This window comes from Demequina phytophila (assembly GCF_000971135.1).
Taxonomy (GTDB): domain Bacteria; phylum Actinomycetota; class Actinomycetes; order Actinomycetales; family Demequinaceae; genus Demequina; species Demequina phytophila.
In genome coordinates this window covers 51,295-75,078 of record NZ_BBLW01000006.1, presented here as the reverse complement: position 1 = coordinate 75,078, position 23,784 = coordinate 51,295, and the positions used below count along the sequence as shown (strand labels likewise).

Genomic DNA, 23,784 nt, shown 5'->3' with positions numbered 1-23,784 from the left:
ACGCGCTGTCAGGATGCCGGATGATCGAATCTGCGCGCGGACGATGGTGGCGTTCGCCGCATCCGGGCCACTGCGTCCGACGCGCACGATGGAGGCCGTACAATTGCCCGGAGTGTGACTGTCGGGTACAAGGCCGTCGTCAGCGCCAGTCCGCGGCGTTGGTGCTCCGTGCCGGTTGGAGCAAACTAGCGATCAGTCCTGCACTGCACTCGAATTCAGCGAAGCAGCAAATGGGGGAGTATTTTGATCAGATTGCCTATCTCTGCAATCGTCCTCACAAAGAACGAAGCCGAGGGAATCGCGGAGTGCCTTCGCCGCCTTGAAAACTTCGACGAAGTTATTGTAGTTGACTCGCACTCCGTCGACGATACCGCTGCTATTGCACAAGAGTTCGGCGCGAAGGTCGTCCAGTTCTCCTGGGACGGGACGTATCCGAAGAAGAAGCAGTGGGCGCTAGAGAACAGCGGCGCGCGCAACAACTGGGTGCTTCTGCTCGACGCTGATGAGTCGCCGACGGCTGAACTGATTGACGAGCTCCACGCGCGAACCGATGAACTTCAAGCAGGCACATTTGGCGCCTACGATCTCGTACTTCACTACAAGTTTGCCGGTCGCTTCCTTGATCACGGACATCGGGTGGTCAAGCGATCCCTGTTGGATACGCGTGTTTGCCGATTCCCCGAGGTTGACGATCTTGACGCGCCCGGGATCCGCGAGGTCGAAGGCCACTATCAGCCGCAGTCCGAGAAGCCAATCGGACGGCTGCGCGGGCGACTGAGCCACGATGACAAGGACCCCGTCGGCACGTGGTTTGACCGCCACAATCGCTACGCGGAATGGGAGGCGCACCTGCTTGCGACGCCCGGTACGGGTGAGCATGTAGCAGCCAACCGCTCCACACTGGGACGTGTCTGGGCTCGAGTTCCTGCGAAGCCGCTCGTCTTCTTCGTCTACTCCTATGTCATTCGGCTCGGGTTCCTTGATGGACGGGCTGGGCGTGACTACGCGATCGCGCTTTCTGGCTATTACTGGCAGATCGGAGTCAAGTATCGCGAGCAGACTCGTCTGCGGTCGACCCAAGTAGTGGCACACGTCGGCGCCGAAGGTTAGGTCGTGCGGATTCTTCAGGTCGGAGGTCTCGCCGGACCGGACGCGGTCTCGGGCGGCGTATGGACGGTAGCGCTTGGCCAGACAAGGGCGCTACGGGAACTTGGATATTCCGTTGAACTTGTGGGCAGTTGGCTCGGCCGGGTCCCGGATGCCGAGCAGCTTCACGCGGAAGCCGTTCTATTGCACGCACGCACTCTCTTTCCCGGAGCCGGCCTGCGGGGTCTCTACTCACCTGGTGTGCGTGCCACGATTGAAGGCTTGGCAGCAGATGTAGATGTCGCACATGTCCACCTGTCAAGGGACTACCTCACTACAACAGCCGTACGTACGCTCAATCGTCTGGGCGTTCCGATCGTCGCGCAGTGTCACGGTATGATCGGCCCCCCGCGGTCATTGTCCACTCGAATGTTCGACAAGCTCAATCGCGACGCATATCTCGATTCGATCGGTAGTTGGCTCACGCTCACTGACGTCGAAAGATCGGAATTGGCGGACTACGGTGTAGCGCGATCGACCATGCAACACGTCACCAATTCCGTAAGCGCAGACGGTTTGCCTACGAGGAATCCGCAGGGTATGCCCACTTTCGTTTTCGTGAGCAGGCTTGAGCAGCGCAAGCAGCCCGAAGTGTTTGTGAGAGCTGGCCTGGAAGTTCTGCGCGGTCAACCCAATGTTCGGTTTGTAATCGCGGGGCCGGATCAGGGCTCACTGCGCGCGGTAGAGCGACTCATCGCCGAATCTGGCCATGAGCAAGCTTTTGACATACGCGGCGCGCTTCAGCGGGACGATGTGATGGCACTACTAGCGAGCAGTTCGGCCATGGTGCTGCCATCCGTTGGCGAAATCGCGCCCATGGTAGTCATCGAGGGTGCTGCGCTGGGCACTCCCATGATCATCACGGAAGACTGCGGTCTCGAGGGGACCTTGCGGGCTACTGACTCGGCGCTGGTCGTGAAGCCCGTAGTCGCCGATGTTGCTGAGGCAATGATGACGATTCTTGCAGATGTGGCGTCCGCAGAAGCGATGGGCGCCCGGGCACGCATACTCTACGAGTCAGAGTGGAGCCCGGCAGCAACCACCGATGTGTTGATTGACACTTACGCCACTGCGATCGCCGAGGCACGCGCGAGGTGAGGCACGAGACACGGCAAAAACGCGGGCATCGCTACTCCGAGGCGGGTGCAGGCGTCTGGAGGGGAACGAAGCGCCGTAGCGCGGATGAAGTTCCAAGCGCGCGGGAACTTGATTCGACGTCGGCTGGTAGCAGGTGCTAACGATTATCGAACTCCAACTCATTGGCGCCATTGTGCTCATTGCCGCGGTCTCGATATTTGTCTCAATGGTTCGGCGAGACAACATTGCCGCGCTAGTGGCGGTGCCTGGCCTCGCGGCGGTCCTGCTCGGCACGGTAGCCATTGTGGGATATGAGTCGTTTGCAGAGAACGCGTCCGATGGCCCGTCGGCGATTGTTTGGCAGAGCGCGGACATTGGCCGGTCAGTGATCGTGTTCTGGCTGGCTGGCGGGGCAGCGATCGCGACAAGCGCGATTGTCAGCCGTGCCCGACCGGGCGGTAAGGCGTTTCGGTGGCGAGAAGGTGGAGATCTAGTCATTAGCGGATCGGCTGCGCTAGGACTTCTAATTGGCGCATCGCTGCTAACGCTGGCTGGCGTTCTCGTTTATGGCGCTGAAAATCTCTTGTCGCGAAGCACGTACATCCCGCAGCCAGCTATCCCTGCTCTGGCCGCGTACGCAGGATTCCTCCTCCCGTCAGGATTCGCCATCTCGGTACTCGTGGCGGAGACGACCCGTGGCGCGGCGCGATTCTTGGCTAGCGTCCTCATTGCTGTGCAGGTTCTGGCTACATTCGCAATGGCAAGTCGGCAACTCGCGCTATTGCCGCTGATGGCGCTAGCCATTGGCTATTCTGTGCGCGGCCGCGCCTCGGTTACGCGAGTCGTCAGCGCAGCCTTGGCAAGTTTTCTGGCGCTTGCGCTAGTCGTGTCGCTACGCGAAGCCGCCGCAGGATCTCACGGGCTGGGTCCGTATGTCACCGCAGTGGTCACGGGTTCGGTGGTCGACTGGTCGTCAAGCGGCTCGCTGGTCCTGGGCAATCTGGTCTTCGCTGTACCTCTGACGGGCTATGTCGCCGACTTGCATGAATTTGCCTGGTCGGACCTGTGGCTGAGCATGAATCCATTGCCGTCGTCCGCGGCCGCTTGGGCGGCTAGAAGCCCCGAACTCCGCGTTCATTACTTCATTCCATTCAACGCAGTTGGAGAGCTCTCCTCCCTTTCTATCTGGCTGCTGTTGGTTGCGGTGGTTGCCGCGACTCTTAGCACCTACGCACTTGTGAACGTAGTTGCAGCCCGGGGGAGCCGGATGGTGCCGAACCTCCTGCTCATGCTTTACTACATGTCCTTTGCCCTATCGCTTCAGTACAACACTAGGTCAGTAGCACGGTTCGTCCTAGCGATAGTCGCCCTCGCGGGATTGGCGTACGCGAGTTCCCTGGTCTCGCGTTCGCTCGACCTCGGTCACGGGCAACAGGCTAGCCGTCGTCTTGCGCACGCTAGTGCGCGAAACGTGCGTACTGCAAGACATCGGCGCAACCGGACCAGTAGCTAGTGGTGGTTGCGCAGCAGTATGGCCAGGCCGCCCGCAGGGCTTGCCATCAATCAAGTGGCGATCAACAGGTCCAATGCCAGACGTTCACTTCTGGACTGTGCCGTTGCCTCTCGAGGGAGTACACAGCATCAGGCGCACCGAGCGCTCAAATACGAGGAGGTTCTTGACTTGCCGAGGCTGACCGTGCTGATGCCAGTCCACAATGCCGCACCCTACGTTTCGCGCGCTGTGAAATCGACGCTTGCGGCACTTCCGAAAGACTCGGAGCTCGCGATACTCGACGACGCAAGCACCGACGAGACGCCGCAGGTTCTCGCGACAATCACTGATCCGCGTCTTTCATTGCGCCGGGAATCACAGGGCTTGGGCGTCGCTGGTGCACTTCAGCGCCTGATGAGTACTACTGACAGCGAGTTCGTTGGCAGGATGGATGCTGATGACGTGTGCATGCCGCATCGCTTTCGTCAGCAGCTCTCGGCATTTGAAGGCGACGCGCCGGCGATAGTCTTCTCGTCTGCAATCCACATAGATCGACGAGGATTGCCGATCGGAATGGCAGCGCCGATACCACTTTCGCGCGAAGCGGTGCCGCTTCATCTTCTGGCGACCAACGTCCTTGTCCATCCGACTATGACGGGCCGACGGGCGGCTCTTGCGGACGTAGGCGGCTACGCCGACACGATCGCGGAGGACTACGAGCTTTGGCTTCGGCTCGTGGCCCACGGCCATAGCATTCAGCAACTGGCGCTTCCGGGGATTCTCTATCGAATTCACGCCTCTCAGACGAGCCGCGACAAAGAGTGGTTGCGAGCGTCAGTTGATGATGCACTCATGGAGAGCTACCGGCATGCCGTGGCGCACGAACTAGGTATCGAGGTAGATGCGGTCGGCGCGTCGGAGTCGTCGGCCGACGGCGCTTTCGCTTCTTTGAGAGCGGTCGACCGGGAACGCGTACGGCGCGGGATCCTCGAAAGCGCGCAGCGCCTCAGTGCTAGCCAAGCTCGCTACGTGGCGCGGCGCCTGGGCAGGAGTGCATGAGTGTGTCGCGGGACCGTCAACTGCGAAGAGCCCCCTTACACTGACGGCGCTCGCCGAATTTCCCCAGAGTTGCTCGGCGAAGTTCCCCAGGTCGCGCGGGTAGGTTAGCGGGGACTGCCCCGAGTTCGGTTGACGATCGGGGGTTGTAGTCGTCAGGCCGCGATTGCGGTCGTGTAGATCATCTCAAGCTCGACGGGGGTGAGTTTGCCAAGGCCGCGCTGTCGGCGGCGTCGGTTGTACTTGGTCTCGATCCAGCGAACCATCTCGAGGCGCAGCTCCTCGCGGGTATCCCAGCGCCTGGTGTTGAGGACGTTCTTCTGCAACTGAATCGGCCTGAGTTTCGTTCCGCTGAGTTTCCCTGTCCGGCAGGTACCGGTTGGGGTGATTCGAGGCCAGCGTAGTAGGCCTCTTCGACCTCGAGCGGTGTGCGCATCCCGAGCTCGCCGTGCAGGCGCTGGTTGTTCCACCACCACACGTACTCGAGGGTGGCGAGCTCGACCTGCTCAGCCGTCCTCCACGGTCCGCGCTGGCGGATCAGCTCGGTCTTGTAGAGGTTGTTGATCGCCTCGGCGCGGGCGTTGTCGTAGCTGTCGCCGACGGTTCCCGTCGACGGCTTCGCACTGAATTCGACGACGCGGTCGGTGTAGACCATTGCCATGTAGTTCGAGCCGTGGTCCGAGTGGTGCGTCAGACCGGTGAGGTCGCCGCCGGCGTCCCACGCGGCCATGTCGAGGGCCTGCAAGGGCAGGATCTCGGCCTTGAGGGTCGACGCGACGTTCCAGCCCACGATCCGACGGGAGAAGACGTCGGTGACGAATGCGACGTAGGCGAAGCTGGACCACGTCGCGACGTAGGTGATGTCCGCGACCCACAGCCGTCGTGGTGCGTCGGCCGCGAAGTGGCGGTTGACGAGGTCCCGCGGCAACACCGCCTTCGGATCGGACTTGGTCGTGAAGGTCCGCTTGGACTTCTTCACACCACGCACGCCGGCTGCGCGCATGAGGCGTTCAGTCTGGTCGCGGCCGATGTCCCACCCTTGCCGACGCATAAGCGCGTGCATCTTGCGCCTGCCGTACACGCCGTAGTTCTCCGCGTGCAGGCGCGCGACCTCGGGGATGAGCAGGTCGTCACGCAGCTGCCTCGCGGACGGCGTGCGCGTCTTCGCCGCGCGGTAGCCGCGCGAGGTGAGGAAGCCCTGGACTGCCCGTCTGAGGACGCGGCAGATGAGCTCGACCCCGAACTGATCGCGGTGTTCGTCGATGAACCGGATCATGTCGGTCAGGGGCGGTCGAGCTCCTTGGCGAAAAACACGCTCGCAGCCTTGAGGATCTCGTTGGCCTTGCGCAGCTCGGCGTTCTCACGCTTAAGCCGCTTGATCTCCTCGGCCGCGTCGCTAGGGACGCCCGGCTTGACGCCGGCGTCGACCTCGAGGCGGCGATGCCACACGCGGAGCGTCTCGGGGCTCATGCCCAGCAGCCCGGCGACGTGCCGCATCGCGCTCCACAAGTTCGGGTGATCCGGGATCGCCTCCGCGAGCATCCTCAGCGCGCGCTCACGCATCTCCGGGGTGTAACGAGTCATGGGTTCCATCCTTGTCGATAGGACGGAACGAAACGCAGGCCGATTCAGAGGATGGCTTGCTCGGCTTCGGGGATCTCGGGTGTGAAGGTCTGTTCGGTGCCGTTGATCGCGATGGTCGCGGACCGTAGCGGCCGTAGCTGACGGATGACGTTGCGGATCGCGAGTCCGGTGCGGGCTTGGATCTCGCGGCTGACGGCCAGGGCGGTGAACACGATGGTCAGGTGTGCCTCGATCGCGTCGCGGGTGTGGTGGAACATGGGCCGGGCGCGTAGGTCGGTCTTCGACATCCGGAACGACTGTTCGACGTTCCATAGTGCGTGGTAGCTGGTCATGACCTCACGGGCGGGCATGGGAGTGGCGGGGATGTTGGTGACGTAGCCCTTGAGTCCGACCAACCGTCGCGCCCTTGCCAGTGATGCCTCGTCGAGCCGGCGTGCACCGTTGGTCGTCTTCACGAAGCGGGGCGTACGTGCGGCCTTGTCACCGGACACGACGTCACGGGCCCGCTGCTCTTGCAGGGTCAGGGTGCGGTTGTCGCGCACGGCGCGCTTGGCGGAGTACGCCCACACGGCCCGCCACGAGCGTTCATGGTGGTCGGCGTTCCAGATGGGTTCGGCCTTGACCAGCGGGTTCGACGCGCCGTCCTTGCGAGCATGCCCGGTGCGTGGGGTGATGGTGTCGATGACCTGCCCGTCAACGAAGGCGTCGCCATGCCACCGGAAGTGGGACTCCAGGTCCACTGGTGCCTTCGTGACGCGGGACCCGACGATGAAGTTCAGCCCTGCGTCGTCGAGCTCGCGTAGGTTCGTCGCGGACAGCATGCCCGCGTCGGCGACGATGACGATCTCCGCCAGGCCGTGGCGCTGTTGGAACTGGCGCACGATCGGCACCAGGGTGAGGGTCTCGGCCTTGTTGCCTTCGAAGCATCCGATCTCGAGCGGGAAGCCGTTGCGGTCGACGAGGAGTCCGACGACGACCTGTGGGTCGACGCGACGCTCTTTCGAGTAGCCGACCTTGCGCAGGCTGTCCTCCTTCTCTGCCTCGAAGTACAACGTCGTGACGTCATACAAGACCAGCGAGATGTCGCCGGCGTTCATCGCGTGGGTGAAGCAGGCGGCGGCGATTGTGTTGCAGTAGCCGCCCGCCATCGACCTACCTAGGGTGCGCTTCATCGTCGCGTACGACGCCGGTGTACGCCCCAAGTCCGTGAGCACGCGCCCGGTATCGAGCAGCGAGGTCGGCTCCACGATCCGCGAGATCACCAGGTCGCGGAACACGTCGTCGTCGACGGCGTCGAACCCCAAGGACGCGTACACGCGGGCCAGGACGTCGAACAAGAGCCGCGAGTCGGTGCCGACGACCCGACCAGACCCATCACGACGCGCCGCCGTGCTGCGCGGCTCCACGTCAACAAGGTCGTCGCGTCGCGGACTCACGAGGTCCGCGACCAGCGGGGTGGGGGTGACGTCGAACTCGAGCGCGCCCTGATCGGGATCGCCGAGCAGCTGGCCGGCCTGCTCAAGCAAGATCCCCAGCTCGGCTTCCGTATGCGCCGACCCGACATGACGCACAATCCGCTGCCGCCCGCCGGCGTACTCGGCGATCTGGACCGCCGTCGCTCCCGACGCGGTCCGCACCCGCCTGATGAACGCCACACCGAGACCCTAGACGCCATCCCCTTAGTGCGTGAAAACGCACTAAGCGCCGACCATCACCCCAGGTACACCGGATGCGCCATCGCCGACGGCCGGCGCGTGAGCCAAGTCAGGCGATCTGGCTCAGCGGTGCCTGGGCGCGGCGGGCGACCGCCACGACGTCATCGCGAAACTCTTGGGGGTAGGGCTTGGTCACAGGGACATCCTTCCAGTGAGGACGAATCCTCAAAGTTCAGATGTCAACCAAAGCCGGGGCAGTCCCATTCAGAGAGCAGAACTGGGGAATTTCAGAGAGCGCCGTCAACACGCCGCAGTTCTCGGCATGCAGGCGGGCGACCTCGGGGATGCGCAGGTCGTCACGCAGTTGCCGTGCAGACTGAGTGCGTGTCTTCGCCGCGCGGTACCCTAGCTACGAGCGGCAAGCCCACGAAGCATGTGGATCAGCTTGCGGTCGAGCAATGCAATGCACACACTGTAGGCGAGGAGAGCCCCGGCCGAAGTCACTAGAACTTCAACGGGTTCGCGTGAATCGCGCAAGAGTTGTGACAGCACCGCGGCCGTGAAGAAAAGGGCGACCGCGCCTGCGACCGGCGCCTTCCAGCTCCAGACGTATGTGCGCAACCTCAGTCCGATCGCGATCTTCAGCAACCATAGCCGCAGTGGCAACGTTAGGAACATACGCGCTGTGACCGCAATAGCGACCGCGACGAGGCCGTACTGTGCGCCCACATAGGCGGCGAGCACCGTGCCAACGGCAAGTACGCCAACCGCGATGATCTCAAGGTCCGCCCGATCGGCTGCGTACAGCACACCACGATCAAAGTATGTAATTGAACTAACGATACTTCCAATGCACAGCGCCTGAAGGACCGGCACGCTGGGGGTCCATTGGGCGCCGAATGCCGTGGGAACCAGGACTGGAGCGAGCAAGAAGAGCAACCCAAATGCTGGAACCGTTGCAGCCAATGATAGGGTCGTCACTCGGGTGAGAGTTCTGGCGGTATATTCGGGATCCTTTTTGAGTCGCGCGAATACTGGGACCGCCATCGAAGACATGACTCCGGTAAATGCGTCTACGACAACGTTAAGGATGCGGGCGGCTATTGTGTAATAGCCGAGCGCGACAGGGCCGAGCACGGCACCGACGACAAATTTGTCTCCTTGTCCTACGCCTGTGGAAAGCAGGTCGACGACAAGCACCTTCCAACTGAAACGGAGTACGTCGCGACTCGAGTGAAAGTCGAATTGAAGACGGGGCCGAAACCGCGAAGCGATCCAGACCATGGTGGTCGACGCGGTGGCTTGGACGAGGACCTGGGCAACCAGCGCCCAAACTCCGAATCCAAGGAAAGCCAGCGCAATGGCGATAGCACCCGAGAGCGTAGTTGCGACGATGGTGCGGATTGCCAAACCCTTGAATTGCAGGCGACGTAGCAACAGAGCATCCGGCACAGTGCCGAGTGCTCGCACGATGAAGTAACCGGAGATTACAGGAAGTACTGACTCAAGCTGCGGCGAGTGCATGATCTCCGCGACGAGTGGCGCGGAGACCCAGAGTATGGCCGCGCCAAGCACGCCGGATGCGAGCGACATCCAAAAAGCGGTGCTTCGTGAAACGGAGTCGTCCCGGTCTTGAACTATTACGGTTGCGCCGATGCCTTGTTCAGTGATGGTCTGAACGAGAACAATTACCGCCTGCGCTGCTGCGACCACTCCGAACGCTTCAGGCGTCAGCAAGTATGCAAGCACGGCGAAGACGATGAAGGAGAAGAAGCGCGAGCCCCACTTGTCGAGGACGGTCCACTTCGCGCCGCGTAGTGCTCGCGCCTTGACGTCGGCGTGGGCGGGTCTTACGCCGTGTGGATCATGGTGGGTCACGGGAGGCAACGGTACCCGAACGGGTGGCGAGGGCTCGTCGCCCCGTCTAGTACGCTCTCCGCATGGTTTCTATGCCGTCGCAGCCCACGACGCGCGAGGTTTCAGTGTCTGCAGCGCGCCTACGCGGGCCAAATCGACTCGAGTTCGACGTCGTGTTCGGGCCCGACGATGCGGTGACACTCTGGTTCGAAGCCGACGTGCCGCTGAAGCCGTCTTCAGCGCCGGCTCTACCAGCTGCACTTCCGATCGCGATGCGCGTCGGATCGTCGCTAGTGCTTCAGGGCGATTTTGACGGCGTTGCGCTTGCGAACGCGCAACGCGCTCAAGAACTGCTTGAACACTGGTTCAGCGATCTGTCGCGGGTCGACATTAGCGCCACGACAGGCTCTCCTGCGGTGCCGAGCGCGGGTGTTGGTTGCTTCTTCAGCGGTGGAGTGGATTCCTTCTACTCGGTCCTGGCCCATGCTGATGTAATCACGCACCTGATTTTCGTTCACGGATTCGATATCCCGCTCGCGGATGTTGACCTGGCTGACAGGGCGCTTCATGAAGTACGGGCGGCCGCAGCCGCACTCGGGATGAAACTCGTCGTTGTCCGCACGAATGTTCGGGAACTCTCGGACCCGTATGTCGCTTGGGGAGACCAGTATCACGGCGCCGCTCTTGCAGCAGTGGGCCACCTGCTCGCAGACCATTTCCGCGAGGTGCTGATACCGGCATCGCACCACGTCACAGAGCTGTTTCCTTGGGGCACGCATCCGGATTTGGACCCCCTATGGTCCTCTTCGGAGTTGGAATTCCTTCACGACGGCGAGGACAGGACGCGTCCGGAAAAGGTCTCGTCAATTGCAGTTAGTCAGGTCGCTCTGGACCACCTGCGCATCTGCTGGGAGAACCGGGGGGGTCTGTACAACTGCGGCGAATGCGAGAAGTGCGTACGCACGATGATTAGCCTTCGTGCTGCAGGCGCGCTGGATCATTGTAGGACACTCCCGCAGGTGATCGACGCTTCGAGTCTCCGTCGCCTCCGTTCAGGCAATCGTGTCGCCATGTTCGCGCGCGAGAACCTACTCGCGCTCGAAACGAGCGGCACTTCGGACCGAGAGCTTGAACGTGCGCTCCGGTCATTTGTGCGACGGGCGCCATTGTGGGAATTGCTGAATCAAGTCAAGAGTCTATTGCGACGACTCTGAGTCCCGCGAGACCTCGGGCTAACGCTGCTCAGCGAAGGGTTGCGCGCCCTGCAACGGATCAGACTAGGTCCGATTGTGTTGATGGCTACCGACCGCGCACACTCTAACCCTACGTATTAGGCCTCGGACGCCCGTTCGTTCTCCGCACGGATGCATGGGAGAGGGCTTCAGGGTCGACAGCGGGCGCGCTCCCGTCTAGCGTGCTTTCGACTGGCGGGTGATCATACATTAGGCGCGCTGTCGACGGCATGGCCGCCGACAGCGACTATTGGGGTATGATCCCGTCGCGGCATTGCTGATCGAGGTGCGGGACCGGTGTTGGTAGTGCGTCGCCAGGGGCAATCCATCCGGTTCGCGATCTTGTTGTTGCTCAGTGCAACCTGATTGACACCCGCATTTAGAGGAGTTATACATCGTGCCGTACACCGAAACCATGCATCGCATCGCGATGGAGCGATTCTCCGAGCTCTTTGAGGGTATCTCAAGTTTGTCTTTTGCTGACGTGCCAGACTATCCCAACGTTGGCGATTCGGCGATCTTCTTGGGTCAAGCGACTTTTGCGCGCGAAGCCGGTATTGATATTGGCTCTGCGTATTCAATCGGGACGTTGCCGCGCGGTATCTCGCGCTTGGAGGTGCGAGCTGTTGCGATCAATGGCGGTGGGAACATCGGCGGCCGCTACGCCCACCATGAGGACAACAGGTTTAGACTCGCGCGTGAAATGCCCGACGACCAGGTGCTAATACAGTGTCCACAGTCCGTGTTCTTCGAAGACGAACACGCCCGAAGGAATTTCGAGGCTGGGTTGGGTGCACGGACCGCGGCACGGATCGCTGTGCGCGACGAGGAGTCGTTCAGCGCGGTTCGAGAACTCGTGAGCGGACGATTGCTGTTGGCGCCCGACGCGGTTCACTTTCTCGGTCGGATTGACGCACCGGCGCCGCGCGCGCGATTTGTGGTGTTGGGGCGTGCGGATGACGAGTCTGCGGCCCGTTTTGGGGCAGGTGCGCTTGATTGGCCCGTCGACCGTCCCGTGCTGAGGGCAACGACGTGGGCACGGAAACGCGCGGCGGGGCTCGGCCCGGCCGGCCAGCGTCAGCTCAATCCATCGCCCGCGCGGTGGGAGCGCATCGCTGCCCTGCGTCTGCGCCGGGGGATTCGCATGCTCGCGCTGGGTGAGGTCGTGGTAACTGACCGCCTCCACGCCATGCTTATCGCGCTGCAAATGGGGCGTCACGTGGTAGCTGTTGACAACGCGAACCAGAAGCTCTCGCGGTACGCACGAACCTGGCTCGGGGGCTCGGGTGCTGCTTTGAGCTTCGCAACCTCGTGGGACGAGGCGATTCGGTCGGTGGAGTAGGGGAGTCTGAATCGGCTGAGTTCTCGTTCGGAGCCTGACCCGGTCTCGTGGACACGGGTGGTGTGTTGATCATGCCGCGATGGCGGCACGGGTGTGAAGGGCTTCGTACTCGACGGGGCTGAGGTCGCCGAGCGAGGTGTGCCGGCGGCGGGGGTTGTAGAAGCCCTCGATCCATTCGAACATCGCGGATGCGAGCTCGGTGCGCGACTCCCAGTCGTGGCGGTCGAGCAGCTCGCGTTGCATGGTCGACCAGAACGACTCGATCAGGGCGTTGTCCACGCTCGAGGCCACGCGCCCCATCGATCCCAGCAGCCCGGCCTGGCGCAGTCGATGCCCGAATACCCACGACGTGTACTGCGCGCCTCGGTCGGCGTGGACGATCGTGCCTGGTTGAGGTCGGCGTTGCCAGCGGGCCATGTCGAGGGCGTCGACGACGATGTCCGCGGTGATGCGGTCCGAGATCGACCAGCCCACGATCCGTCGGGAGTAGGCGTCGATGACGCCGGCGCAGTAGACCCAGCCGTCCTTCGCGCGGTGCTGCGTGATGTCGCAGAACCACAGCCGGTTGGGGCGGTCGGCATGGAACTGGCGTTTGACGAGGTCGTCGTGCGGGGCCGGGGCCGGCTTCCAGCCTCGACGCTTCCTGCGGTGGCATACGCCCTGCAAATCGGCTTGTCTCATGAGGCGGGCGACGCGCTTGCGGCCCACCCGGACCCCCAGTCCGAGCCGCAGCTCAGCGTGGACCCGGGGTGCGCCGTAGGTGCCGCGGGAGTCCAGATGGATGCGCGCGATCGTGGTCGTGAGCGCGTCGTCGGCGACGGCGCGCGCCGACGGCGGGCGGGTCCGCCAGGCGTAGTACCCGGTACGGGAGACCTTCAGGATCCGGCACGCCACCGCGACGTCGAAGCCGTCGGCGGCAAGCTCGTGGACGAGCCGGAACCCTATTTTGGGAGGATGTTCTCGCGTGCGAAGTACGCCGAGGCGACGCCCCAAGGATCTCGATCTCGGTTTCCAGGACCCGGTTCTTGCGACGCAGCTCGACCAGCTCGCGCTTCTCGGCGCTGGTCAGGCCTTCGCGGTCGCCACGGTCGATCTCGTCCTGCGATATCCAACGACGCAGACACGACTCGCTGATCCCGAGATTGCGGGCGGTCGCCGCGACGGGTTCACCCTGCGCGACAAGGTCCAATGCTCGACGCCGGAACTCCGGCGACTTCGGTGCGGGCATTCGTGGAACTCCCTTCCAAGACGATCATCGCCTCAGATCAGGTGTCCACGGAAGCGGGTCAGACTCCTTCCGCTCAGTTTGCCCGTCCAGCAGGTACCGCTTGGGGTGATTCGCGGTCAGCGTAGTAGGCCTTCGTTTGCCGAAAGAGCAGTTGACACTACCAGTCGCTGATCTACACCCGCTGGGTCGCGGAAATTGGGGCGAGGCGGTCGACGTGGACCGTGGGCGACTCTCACGACAATGCCCGCGCCGAGGCGATCAACAACCTCTGCGTCACCGAACGGATCCGCCAGCGCGGCCCTTGCTGCACCGTCGGACAGGTCGAGGTCGTGACCCATCTGGGGGGGCAGTCCTGACGTGCTGTCGCGAGATCGCCCGCACAGTCCGCGCGAGTTGAATCCTGGTGATGGTCGCGATCCGTAGAATTGCGTGCGACCGCCAACGATTTGAGGGCTCGAATGGAACTCCAGGACTACATGCGTGTGTTCCGCGCGCATTGGGTGGTGATCGTGCTCATCACCGTCCTCGGCGGCGCTGCCGCATTCGGTTGGACGCTCACGCAACCCAAGGTCTACACCGCGACAGGCTCGGCCATTATCACGACGGGAGCGAGTGAAGACCTTGGTAGCGCGCTAGTTGGCGACAACTACGCCAAGTCTCGGGTCAAGAGCTATCTCGACATTGCCAAGTCTCGCAAGGTCGCCGCGTACGCGATCGACGAACTGGGCCTTGCGTCGAGCCCCGACGGACTCGTCGCGCGGGTGACGGTGTCGAACCCCCTCGATACCGCGGTCCTTCGCGTTGCAGCCAACGGCTCCAGCCCCGAGGAGGCCCGCGACCTCGTCGAGGCGTGGATCGCCGGTATGACGAAGGCCGTCGCAGACATCGAGAACTCGGGCGCCGGGGACGGTGACGCCCAGTCCGTGGTTGGCCTTCAAACTCTCGACAGTGCTGTGCTTCCTGGCGCCCCGTCCAGCCCGAACGTCAAACTCGCGGTGGCGCTTGGACTACTGGTCGGTCTGGCGCTCGGCGTGGGCTACGCGCTCATCAAGTCCACGCTCGACCGCCGGCTGCGAAAGCCTGAGGATGTCGAGCGCGAGTTCGACATCCCGGTGCTGGGCGCCTTGCCGTACGACGACGCGATCGCCAAGAAAGGCGTCGCGAACGCGAAGTCCGATTTCGCGATGACCGAGGCCATCCGCCAGGTTCGCACGAACCTCCAGTTCATGGACGTCGACAACCCGCCGCGAGTGATTGTCGTCACTTCTTCGCTTCCCGGCGATGGCAAGTCGACCACCATCATCAAGCTCGCCGAGGCCGTCGCCGAGTCGGGTCGCGACGCGGTCTTGATCGACGCCGACCTCCGTCGGCCCACGGTGGCGAAGAACCTTGGTCTCGTCGGAGATGCAGGCCTGACGGACGTTCTCGTGGGGCGTGCGCGCGCCCAAGACGTGCTCCAGCCCTACGGCGACACCGACCACTTCTACGTGCTGGCCTCCGGCGCGATCCCGCCGAACCCGTCGGAGCTCCTTGCCTCGGACGCGATGCACAAACTGCTCCATAGCTTCCCGCAGGACGCGCTCATCCTCATCGACACGCCGCCGCTCATCCCCGTCACTGATGCCGCTGTGCTCACCGCGCGCACCGACGGCGCGCTCGTCGTCGCATCCTCGGGACGCACGACCATCGACGTCCTCGACCGTGCGCTGCAGAACCTCGACCGCGTCAACGGCCGCGCGCTCGGCATCATCGTCGACGCCATGCCGCGCAAGGGTGCCTACAAGGACGCGTACGCGTACGCCTACGACTACTCGACCGAGGGCGACCGCAAGCGAGGCAAGAACGACACCGGCGCATCGTCCCCCGCAACGGCGCCGCGCGCCGGTGGCGCAGTCCCGTGGGACGACGTCATCGGGTCCGACACGCCCGCCGAGCGACCGCGCGCCTGACATGCCCTGGGAGTCGGGGGTCGCGTTCCGCGTCCTGATCGTCGATGCCACAAACACCGGCCGCTCGGTGGTGGGGGAGCGCCTTCTCCGCAAGCACCTGTGGGCGCGCGGCGTGGGGGCCGACCGCATCCGCATCACCTCCGCCGGTCTCAACGCGGAAGACGGCGCGACCATGCAGGACCTCGCTCGAGACGTCATCCTCGAGCAGGGCGGCAGCATCCAGGGCTTCACCGCGCGCTCGCTCAGCGACGCAATGGTCGAGGCGGCCGACCTCTTCGTGGTCGGTACCGGCGTCGAGCGGGACGAGCTTGTCCGCCGCTACCCGCGCGCGCTCGGGCGGTCCTTCACCATGTCCGAGTTCGCGCACCTCTACGACGGCCTGAGCTTGATCGCGCCGCTGCGCGAGCACGCCGCGATCCTGGAGCGCACCCGCAAGCGGCGTGAGCTGCCGACCGACTGGGAGCTGCCGCTGTGGGAGCGGCTCGAGGACCGCGCTCGCGCGGTGGGCGCGCGCATCAACGAGGCCACCGTCTGGATCGCCGATCTGTGGGCCGCGATGGCTCCGGCACAGGCCGCCGCCCCCCGCGCGGCGGACGACGTTGCGACGTGCCTGGTGGACGCGTTCGGCGTGACTGTCGCGATCCATTGCGACGGATCCGAGCGCGACGCGCTCGCCGCCGCCGGTCACCGGGCCTGGGGACGTTGCGTTGTCCCTGCGGGCGACGCGGATGCCCGGGTGGACGTCATGGTGGACAGCGACCCCGCGGTGCTGGCCGAGGCGCGTGCGCGCGGTGTGCTCGCCTACCCGGATGTGGATCGCGCGCTCCACTACCTGTCCTCGGCGGTCACGGTGCGAGCGATCGAGCAGCGCGTCGGCTCGCTCGTGATGCTGCACGCCGCCGGGATCGCGTCACCGGACGGCGACGTGGTGGGGTTCATCGCCCCCTCCGGCACCGGCAAGACCACCTTGTCGCGCACCCTGGGCGCGCACTACGGCTACGTCACCGACGAGACCCTCGCGATTGACGTGGGTCGCACGGTGCTACCGTATCCCAAGCCGCTCTCGGTGCTCGACGGCGTCAGCCCCACCAAGGAGCAGTGGGGGCCCGAGTCGCTCGACCTGATGGCGCCGCCCCCGGGGCGGCTGCGCCTGGTGCGCCTGGCGCTGGTCGAGCGAGACTCCTCCGTCGGGTCGACGCCCGTGGTCGAGGATTTGCCGCTGCTGCACGGACTTGCGCGCTTGGCAGAACAGGTGTCGTACCTCTCGCGCTTGCCGCAGCAGCTCCACACGCTTGCCGACCTGGTCGAGTCGATAGGCGGGCTCGTGCGCATTCGGTACGCCGAGTCGCGTGACCTGCTTCCTCTCATGCCGTCGCTGTTCGAGGGGGCGCGGTGAGCGACGTGGCCGTGGACTCGGCCTTGGATCCGTACCGGCTGCCGGACGAGGCGGTGGTCCGGTCCGCGTGGGACGACGCCCTCGAGCGGGGCGGCGAGATGCTGGTGCTGGCCGGCAACGACGTCACCCTCCTGTCGCCTGTTGCCACCGAGGCCGTGCTCGCAGCACGCCGCGGAATCGCCGTGGGCGAACTGAGCCGCCGCCTGGTGGTGGAGTTCGGTGAACCCGAGGGGATCGACGCGGGCGACATGGCTCGCGACATCATCACGGTGCTCGTTTCGCGGGGCGTGATGACGGTGGACGCGTCCGAGTGAACGCCGCGCTCGCGATCGCGGATGCCGTGCCGCTCGCGCACGCGCTCGCGGTCGACGTCGCGAGGCGTGCGGGCATTCGCGCGCTGGTCATCAAGGGGCCGAGCGCTGCAGCCCATGGCCTGCGAGCGGAACGCGTCAGCGCCGACGCCGACGTGATGGTGTCTCCAGACGGATTCGACGCGTACGTCGACGCGCTTCGGGGGTGCGGCTGGCACGAGCGACCGGCCGGTGACGGAATGGGCCCCACGGCGATCCACTCGGTGACACTGATCCACGACGGCTGGCCGTGTGACATCGACGCGCACGTCCAGTTCCCCGGATTTCTCGCTGCCCCGCAGCACGTCTTCGACGAGTTGTGGCAGCGCCGACAGCCCTTGGCGCTTGCGGACGTCGAGGTCGACATGGTCGACCGCTCCGGCGCGATCCTCATCGCGGCTCTCCACGCGCTCAGGACGCCCTCGCAGACGCCGCGGCACGTCGCTGAGATCCGCCGTCTGGTGGATGAGGTGTTGCCTCGGCTCAATGACATCGCTCGCGCGGATGTGGTGGCGCTTGCGATTACGGGTGGGGCGGCGGACACTGCGCGGCCAGTGCTGGACCGTCTGTGCGTGGCGCTTCCTCCGGTGACGCCTCATGGCGCCGATCCCGCGCTTGACGCATGGCGGGCGCGCGTGGGCGGTCGTGGTGAAACGACAGCTCAGTGGCTGGTCCTCATCAGTCGCGCGAACTGGCGCGCGAAGCCCGGCATGGTCGTCCGCATGATGTGGCCACGCGAGTCCGAGTTTCGACGGGTCCATCCCGAGGTGCCCGCGGGCCGAGGCGCGGCGATCCGCGGGCGGTGGGCGCGCATCGTCCGGGGTGTGCGCGCCACACCTCGCGCTCTCTGGGGCCGCGTGCTGGCGCGTCGCGGCGTGACCGACGCGTCGATTCTCGACGGAGACCCGCGATGACCGGCACGCTCACCCGGGCGCCAGGGATTGCCGAGGTGGTCCACGATGACTATGCCGTGGTACTGAACCTCGCACGCATTGAGTCGCAGCAGGTGCCGCACCTTTTCGAGGGTTCTTCATTGGAGATCTGGGTGCGGATCGATGGGATGCGGGACTTGGAAGCGATTGTGGTCGACGTTGCCGAGGCGTATGGCGTTGAGGCCGACACGATCGCGGCTGACGTCGAGGCGTTTGTGGCAGCGCTCGTGGAGTTGTGGCTTGTCTCTGCAGACTGACCAGCGCGCCTCTTCACAGATCGCCAGACCCTCGCTAGCCTCCATAACAGCGTTTGGGTCACTGGGGGGTCACTCATGGCAAGACGGCGTCATCGCTCCTATACGCCGATGGGGCACCGCAATTGGCTGCTGCGCGAGCACGGCGGGATGCCGGGCTGGGCGATCATCGCCTCGATTGCGGTGGTGGTGGTGATGCTCACCTACGCCGCGATGAACGCCGCATGAATCCTGCGCGTTGAGTAACTTCCGTGTGAACTCTGTGGTCAATGGCGGCGAGTGCCGCTACCCTCAGGGCAAACGCGTCCACTGAGGGGCGCCTTCATGATTGCTGAGGGGTACTTCATGACTGTCGAGTCGACCAACACTTACCACGCGGCTGGTGTTTCACGGCGCCGCATTGTGCAGGGGGCCGCGTGGGCGACGCCCGCGGTGTTGTTGGCGACGTCGGCGCCTGCAGGCGCCAACAACTCACCCGAGTTGGGTGTCCCCACGTTCACCGGTTCAAAGTTCGAGGCGTCGTCGACGGTGAACAGCGCGCTCACTCTCATCGCGGCAAACGAAGCGCCGACGACCGGCCAGTCTCTGAGCAGCGTGGAGGTGTTCATCACCCTGCCGAAGGCAAAGGTGGGTGCGCTCGTGAGTTCGACCCTGAACGGCTGGGTGCTCTCGGGACCGGTCGATTCCGGCACCAATTGGCTCTACACGGCCACGTATGCGGCTGCGATCGCACCGGCGACTCCGTCGCTGGCGCTGACCGCGGTTTTCGCGCCCGCTGGTGACACTCCCTATCCGGTGACGGCGACGCTCACAGGGTCGGCGAAGTCGGGCGCCACGGCTACTGCGGAGGGGGCAACGGTCAACTTCGCCCAGAAGCCGCTGACGCGTGCTGGCGACCCCAACGTCCTCAACCTTTCGACGAAGTCGTTCACGCAGAACTCCTTGAAGATCACGCTCCCGGCGGATGTCACTTTGGCCGCGAACTCGCAGCTTGTGGTGACGTGGAAGGCCGCCAACAACGGCAACGCGTCGGTTGCCGCTGCGAACTACACCCAGATCTCCGACTCCAAGGACAGCAACAAGGTCCACACGACGACGCTCAAGGCGTCCGGCACAGTCTCGGGGTCCATCACTCTCAACTTCACCGGGCACGTGGCGATCGCTGATGCCGATGATGTCGTCGTGGTGCTGACGGGCGTGCCGAACGGCTCGACGCTCGAGCGTTCGGTCACGATAGGCGGCGACTTCACCGCCTAGGTGGTGCGTTGGTTGCGGCGCGTTGGCACGTGCGAGTGCTTCGAGGCGCAGGAATGACACTGTAATCTGACCTTCCGCGGTACTCGCTGAGGGGTACCGCCCCGTTGAGGAAGACAGGTCGCCCCCCATGACCATCGAGCACACCAGCGCGCCCTCCGGCGCCCTGTCACGCCGCCGCGTCATCCAAGGCATCGCATGGACCACGCCCGCCATCCTGGTCGCGACGGCCTCGCCGCCGGCCGCTGCCTCGACCGGTGAGGAGGAATTGCCCGCGAGCACCCTCGCGCTCGCCGGAGTGAAAGCCGCGATCAATGCCAACGACTTCGTGGTGGAGGGCACGGTCGTGTACGGCGGTTCGACCACGTCCGGCGCTGGAGCGCCCGTGAGCGGCGTCACCCTCGAGTTCTCGCTGCCGACAGCGCGCGTGACCGGCGCTGCTCCCACCATCGCGTCCGGCGCGGGTTGGGGGTACTCGGGCAAGGCCGCGGATGGATCCAACACCGTCTTCACGTTCGCCTGGCAGCTCGCCGGAGTCTCGTCGAGCTCGCCCAGCACGAACGCGCTGACGGTCACCGTGCCGAAGACCAGCGATCTCTCTGCGGCCTCCGTCTCGGCAACCGGCCGGGGGTCGTCCGCAGGATCCACTGTGCTACCAGCGACCACGACGGTCCAAAGCGCTGCTCTTGCCGCCAACTCGGCCAGCTTCGCCAACGGGTCGGCCATCCGATTCCAGGAGTGGTACGACAACAAGCCCAAGGTCGACGCGTGGATGTTCGACGTGTCCCAGGCATGGACCGGTCCCTACTGGCCGGTGGGTCCCGCGATCACCGACCTCGTGGTCGAGTTCCGCATCCCGTATGCCGAATCCGACGGCGCCGTCATGCCCTACAGCTCGAACAAGTCTTTCGCCTCGGGCATTGGAGCGGGCTGGGTCGCGGACCAGGTCGGCGTCCTCGTTGGCGACTACTGGGTGGTCAAGTACCACTACACGGGTCCGCTCGACAACGATCACCGGTCCACGACGAACCTCAAGTTCGCGGTGAAGACCGATGTCGCGAAGGCGACCAAGGTCGACTACACGCTCACGGCGAAGTCGGGCGGAGTCAACCTCATCTCCAACGGCACGCAGACTCGCTGACGGCCGCGCGGCTCTCGTCCCGCGACGGGAGCCGCGCCACCCCCGGCGGCTATCGGCCCACCCTCACGCCCTCCTCTACCTTCGCGAGGATGACGCGCACCGCATCGTCCAACCCTGATCCCTCGACCAGGAAGCCGTCGTGCCCCACCTCCGAGTGGAGCAGCGTGACGCCCTCGCAGCGGGGGAGCGCCGCCGCGAGCCGCTCCGAGTCGGCGAGCGGGTAGAGCCGGTCGGAGTCGATCGCGACCACCAAAGCCTCGCCGTCGTAGCGCGCGAGCGCGGCCTCGACGCCGCCGCGTCCGCGGCCCACGTCGTGCGTGTTGATCGCGTGCAGCAGCCGCAGGTACGTGTTCGCGTCGAAGCGGCGCGCGAGCTTGTCCGCGTGATGGTCCAGGTAGGACTCCACAGCGAAGATCCCCTCCGGCCGCAGCACGTCGCCGTCCTGCGCGTCCCGGCCGAACCGCGCGTTGAGCTCCGGCCCCGAACGGTAGGTGGTGTGCGCGATCGCCCGCGCGATCCCGAGCCCCGTGTGCGGGCCCTCGCCCGGCGCGGCGTCGTAGTAGTCGCCGTCGCGGAAGTGCGGGTCCAGCCGGATGGCCGCGCCCTGCGTCGCGTGCCACGCGATCTGGTCCGCGGTGGTGGCGGCCGTCGCGCCGATCGCCCCGATCGCGCGTACCCGCTCCGGGAAGCTCGCCGCCCACTCGACCGCACGCATCCCGCCCATCGACGGCCCGATCACGAGCGCCCACGCGTCGATCCCGAGGTGGTCGGCGAGGCGGGCCTCGGCGACCACCATGTCGTGCAGCGTGACGTACGGGAACTGCGAGCCCCACGGCCGCCCGTCCTCCGGGTGCGGGTGCGCGGGCCCCGTGGAGCCCTGGCATCCACCCAGCACGTTCGCGCTCACCACGAAGTACCGGTTCGTGTCGATCGGCTTGCCCGGCCCGACGAGCCCGTTCCACCAGCCGCCCGTGAGATGGCCCTCTTCGCGCTCGCCCGCGACGTGGCTGTCGCCCGTGAAGGCGTGCGCCACGTAAATGGCGTTGGTGCCGTCGGCGTTGAGGGTGCCCCACGTCTCGTACGCGAGCGTGACGTCGATGCCGCCGCGCGGGTCCGCCTCGAGCGGCAGCCACCCCAGGTCCACGAACCTCCGGTTCCCGGGGTGGTCGCCCGGGCGCCAGGCGGACGATGCCGGGATCGGCTTCGGCGTCCGGCCCACCGGATCCCAGGTGGTCTCGACGTGGTCGCTCACGAGGCGACCGCCGCATCGTCCCGCGTGGCGGCCGTGGCCGCCGCGGCCTCGAAGCCGGTGCCGAGGTCGCCCAGGATGTCATCGATGTGCTCGATGCCCACCGAGAGGCGGACCAGGCCGGGGGTGACGCCGGCGTCGCGCTGCTGCGACTCCGTGAGCTGCGAATGCGTGGTGGTGGCGGGGTGGATGGCGAGCGAGCGGACGTCGCCGATGTTCGCCACCAGGGAGTGCAGCTCGAGCGCGTCGACGAACGCCTGGCCCGCCTCCTTGCCGCCGCGAATGTCGAAGGCGAGGACCGCGCCGCCGCCCTTGGGGGCGTACTTGCGCTGGAGGTGGTGCCACGGGCTGCTGCTCAGGCCGCTGTAGGCGACGGACTCGACCTGGGGGTGGCCCTCGAGGAAGTCGGCGACCTTCTTCGCGTTCTCGACGTGGCGCTCGACGCGGAGGCTGAGGGTCTCGATGCCCTGGGCGATGAGGAACGCGTTGAACGGGCTGATCGACGCACCTGTGTCGCGCAGCAGCTGGACGCGGGCCTTGAGGATGTAGGCGAGGTTGGCGCCCAGGGGGCTGTCGACGCCGAGGTCGCGGGCGTAGACGAGGCCGTTGTAGCTCGGGTCGGGGGAGTTGAAGGCGGGGAAGCGGTCAGGGTGCTGCGCGTAGTCGAACGTGCCCGCGTCGACGATCACGCCGCCGATCGCGGTGCCATGCCCGCCCAGGTACTTGGTGGCGGAGTGGGTGACGATGTCCGCGCCCCAGGCGATGGGGTTGATGAGGTACGGGCTGGCGACGGTGTTGTCGACGATGAGGGGGATGCCGTGTCCGTGGGCTACTGCGGCGACGGCCTCGATGTCGAGGAGGTCCTGCTTGGGGTTGGAGATGGACTCGCCGAAGAAGGCCTTGGTATTGGGCTTGATTGCTCGGGCCCAGGCGGCGGGGTCGTCGGGGTTGTCGACGAAGGTGACCTCGATGCCGAAGCGGGGGAGCGTGTGCTGGAACAGGTTGTACGAGCCGCCGTAGAGGGAGGGGCTAGCGACGATGTGGTCGCCGGCCTGCGCGAGGTTCTGGATCGCGAGGGTGTTCGCGGCGGATCCGGATGCGACGAGGAGGGCGCCGACGCCGCCCTCGAGCGCGGCGATGCGGTTCTCGACGGCCTCGGTGGTGGGGTTGCCCAGGCGGGTGTAGATCGGGCCGAGCTCGCCGAGCGCGAAGCGGGCCGCGGCCTGGTGGGTGTCCTCGAAGACGAAGGACGTGGTCTGGTAGATGGGGAGGGCGCGGGCGCCGGTCTCCGCGTCGGGGGTCTGGCCGGCGTGGATCTGGAGGGTCTCGAAGGCGTAGGCGGGGTTGGTCATGATGGCTCCTGGGTGTCTGGATCTTTGTCGTTGGTGGGACTCGGATCCGCATCCCGGAGTCGGGTGGCACCGGCCGTCGGGCGTGCAAGCGCGCCGACCGCCCGCAGCCCTCAGGGATGCGGTGCGACACGCGCGGTGAGTGCTGCGGGGGCTCTCAAGGCCTCACTCGCAGGCAGCCCCCGTGCGGGGGCACGCCGAACGTGCGCTGGTCAGCGGCACATTCGACGGAACATGGGTG

Annotated in this window: 18 protein-coding genes and 3 pseudogenes; 13 read left to right on the top strand and 8 right to left on the bottom strand. The window is 65.3% G+C overall.

All coding sequences use genetic code 11. The features are described 5' to 3' along the window. Positions 1-252: 252 nt before the first annotated feature. From AOM01_RS14220 to AOM01_RS14210, 4 genes are all read left to right on the top strand, one after another. Positions 253-1,110 (top strand): glycosyltransferase family 2 protein, encoded by an 858-nt coding sequence (locus AOM01_RS14220; protein WP_228374274.1) that lies wholly within the window; start codon positions 253-255, stop codon positions 1,108-1,110. Positions 1,111-1,113: 3 nt separating this feature from the next. Beyond that, positions 1,114-2,244 carry a glycosyltransferase gene (locus tag AOM01_RS14215; protein ID WP_082110163.1) on the top strand — a complete coding sequence of 377 codons (1,131 nt, stop codon included), beginning with the start codon at positions 1,114-1,116 and terminating at the stop codon, positions 2,242-2,244. A 133-nt stretch (positions 2,245-2,377) separates the two neighbouring features. Next, the gene (locus tag AOM01_RS14420) at positions 2,378-3,736 is read left to right on the top strand and encodes a hypothetical protein (protein WP_156155936.1); all 1,359 of its coding nucleotides are present in this window, start codon (positions 2,378-2,380) and stop codon (positions 3,734-3,736) included. Positions 3,737-3,904: 168 nt separating this feature from the next. Continuing rightward, positions 3,905-4,774, top strand: a complete 870-nt coding sequence (locus tag AOM01_RS14210) for a glycosyltransferase family 2 protein (protein ID WP_169746546.1) — start codon at positions 3,905-3,907, stop codon at positions 4,772-4,774. A 152-nt stretch (positions 4,775-4,926) separates the two neighbouring features. Here the strand turns inward: AOM01_RS14210 and AOM01_RS14735 are convergent. The 4 genes and pseudogenes from AOM01_RS14735 to AOM01_RS14200 form a co-directional block, all read right to left on the bottom strand. After that, positions 4,927-5,097: pseudogene (locus AOM01_RS14735) on the bottom strand (IS3 family transposase); the annotation flags it as partial. Positions 5,098-5,168: 71 nt separating this feature from the next. Continuing rightward, positions 5,169-6,364, bottom strand: a pseudogene (locus AOM01_RS10060) (IS3 family transposase); the annotation flags it as partial. A 35-nt stretch (positions 6,365-6,399) separates the two neighbouring features. Then, positions 6,400-8,010, bottom strand: a complete 1,611-nt coding sequence (locus AOM01_RS10050) for an IS1634 family transposase (protein WP_062292755.1) — start codon at positions 8,008-8,010, stop codon at positions 6,400-6,402. A 405-nt stretch (positions 8,011-8,415) separates the two neighbouring features. Continuing rightward, a complete protein-coding gene (locus AOM01_RS14200; RefSeq protein ID WP_169746545.1) occupies positions 8,416-9,888 on the bottom strand; it encodes a lipopolysaccharide biosynthesis protein in 1,473 nt (490 codons plus the stop codon). A 62-nt stretch (positions 9,889-9,950) separates the two neighbouring features. Between AOM01_RS14200 and AOM01_RS14415 the strand changes: the two genes are divergently transcribed. Both AOM01_RS14415 and AOM01_RS10035 read left to right on the top strand, forming a co-directional pair. Beyond that, positions 9,951-11,081, top strand: a complete 1,131-nt coding sequence (locus AOM01_RS14415) for an adenine nucleotide alpha-hydrolase family protein (protein ID WP_156155935.1) — start codon at positions 9,951-9,953, stop codon at positions 11,079-11,081. A gap of 415 nt (positions 11,082-11,496) precedes the next feature. Beyond that, positions 11,497-12,441: a polysaccharide pyruvyl transferase family protein gene (locus AOM01_RS10035; protein WP_062292746.1), complete on the top strand. Its 945-nt coding sequence runs from the start codon at positions 11,497-11,499 to the stop codon at positions 12,439-12,441. Positions 12,442-12,510: 69 nt separating this feature from the next. Here AOM01_RS10035 and AOM01_RS10030 read toward each other — a convergent pair whose 3' ends face one another. Both AOM01_RS10030 and AOM01_RS14825 read right to left on the bottom strand, forming a co-directional pair. Then, on the bottom strand, positions 12,511-13,434 hold the full coding sequence (locus AOM01_RS10030; protein ID WP_082110160.1) for an IS3 family transposase: 924 nt from the start codon (positions 13,432-13,434) through the stop codon (positions 12,511-12,513). A 19-nt stretch (positions 13,435-13,453) separates the two neighbouring features. Continuing rightward, a pseudogene (locus AOM01_RS14825) lies at positions 13,454-13,669 on the bottom strand (transposase); the annotation flags it as partial. Between the two features lie 458 nt (positions 13,670-14,127). On the opposite strand from AOM01_RS14825, the gene AOM01_RS10025 reads away from it, so the two are divergent. The 7 genes from AOM01_RS10025 to AOM01_RS09995 all read left to right on the top strand — a co-directional run bounded on the left by AOM01_RS10025 (position 14,128) and on the right by AOM01_RS09995 (position 20,945). Next, positions 14,128-15,618 (top strand): tyrosine-protein kinase domain-containing protein, encoded by a 1,491-nt coding sequence (locus AOM01_RS10025; protein ID WP_062292740.1) that lies wholly within the window; start codon positions 14,128-14,130, stop codon positions 15,616-15,618. A gap of 1 nt (position 15,619) precedes the next feature. Next, the gene (locus AOM01_RS10020) at positions 15,620-17,014 is read left to right on the top strand and encodes an arsenate reductase/protein-tyrosine-phosphatase family protein (RefSeq protein ID WP_062292737.1); all 1,395 of its coding nucleotides are present in this window, start codon (positions 15,620-15,622) and stop codon (positions 17,012-17,014) included. Continuing rightward, positions 17,011-17,328, top strand: coding sequence for a hypothetical protein (locus AOM01_RS10015; RefSeq protein WP_156155934.1), 318 nt, complete (start codon positions 17,011-17,013; stop codon positions 17,326-17,328). The genes AOM01_RS10020 and AOM01_RS10015 overlap by 4 nt, the downstream gene beginning before the upstream one ends. Continuing rightward, positions 17,325-18,278, top strand: coding sequence for a nucleotidyltransferase family protein (locus AOM01_RS10010; protein ID WP_062292731.1), 954 nt, complete (start codon positions 17,325-17,327; stop codon positions 18,276-18,278). Before AOM01_RS10015 ends, AOM01_RS10010 begins: the two co-directional genes overlap by 4 nt. Further along, positions 18,275-18,553, top strand: coding sequence for a PqqD family protein (locus AOM01_RS10005; protein ID WP_062292727.1), 279 nt, complete (start codon positions 18,275-18,277; stop codon positions 18,551-18,553). Before AOM01_RS10010 ends, AOM01_RS10005 begins: the two co-directional genes overlap by 4 nt. Positions 18,554-18,895: 342 nt before the next feature. Then, on the top strand, positions 18,896-19,807 hold the full coding sequence (locus AOM01_RS10000) for a hypothetical protein (protein ID WP_156155933.1): 912 nt from the start codon (positions 18,896-18,898) through the stop codon (positions 19,805-19,807). A 127-nt stretch (positions 19,808-19,934) separates the two neighbouring features. Further along, positions 19,935-20,945, top strand: a complete 1,011-nt coding sequence (locus AOM01_RS09995; RefSeq protein ID WP_062292721.1) for a hypothetical protein — start codon at positions 19,935-19,937, stop codon at positions 20,943-20,945. Positions 20,946-20,994: 49 nt separating this feature from the next. Here the strand turns inward: AOM01_RS09995 and metX are convergent, their stop codons facing one another. Together metX and AOM01_RS09985 are read right to left on the bottom strand one after the other, a co-directional pair. Then, the gene (gene metX / locus AOM01_RS09990; RefSeq protein ID WP_228374273.1) at positions 20,995-22,197 is read right to left on the bottom strand and encodes a homoserine O-acetyltransferase MetX; all 1,203 of its coding nucleotides are present in this window, start codon (positions 22,195-22,197) and stop codon (positions 20,995-20,997) included. Beyond that, positions 22,194-23,546 (bottom strand): bifunctional o-acetylhomoserine/o-acetylserine sulfhydrylase, encoded by a 1,353-nt coding sequence (locus AOM01_RS09985; RefSeq protein ID WP_062292717.1) that lies wholly within the window; start codon positions 23,544-23,546, stop codon positions 22,194-22,196. The genes metX and AOM01_RS09985 overlap by 4 nt, the downstream gene beginning before the upstream one ends. Positions 23,547-23,784 lie beyond the last annotated feature (238 nt).

Coding starts and splice junctions, on each gene's coding strand:
- AOM01_RS14415 (WP_156155935.1), top strand. CDS start 9,951: ATGGTTTCTATGCCGTCGCAGCCCACGACGCGCGAGGTTTCAGTGTCT.
- AOM01_RS10025 (WP_062292740.1), top strand. CDS start 14,128: ATGGAACTCCAGGACTACATGCGTGTGTTCCGCGCGCATTGGGTGGTG.
- AOM01_RS10020 (WP_062292737.1), top strand. CDS start 15,620: ATGCCCTGGGAGTCGGGGGTCGCGTTCCGCGTCCTGATCGTCGATGCC.
- AOM01_RS10005 (WP_062292727.1), top strand. CDS start 18,275: ATGACCGGCACGCTCACCCGGGCGCCAGGGATTGCCGAGGTGGTCCAC.
- AOM01_RS10000 (WP_156155933.1), top strand. CDS start 18,896: ATGACTGTCGAGTCGACCAACACTTACCACGCGGCTGGTGTTTCACGG.
- AOM01_RS09995 (WP_062292721.1), top strand. CDS start 19,935: ATGACCATCGAGCACACCAGCGCGCCCTCCGGCGCCCTGTCACGCCGC.
- AOM01_RS09985 (WP_062292717.1), bottom strand. CDS start 23,546: ATGACCAACCCCGCCTACGCCTTCGAGACCCTCCAGATCCACGCCGGC.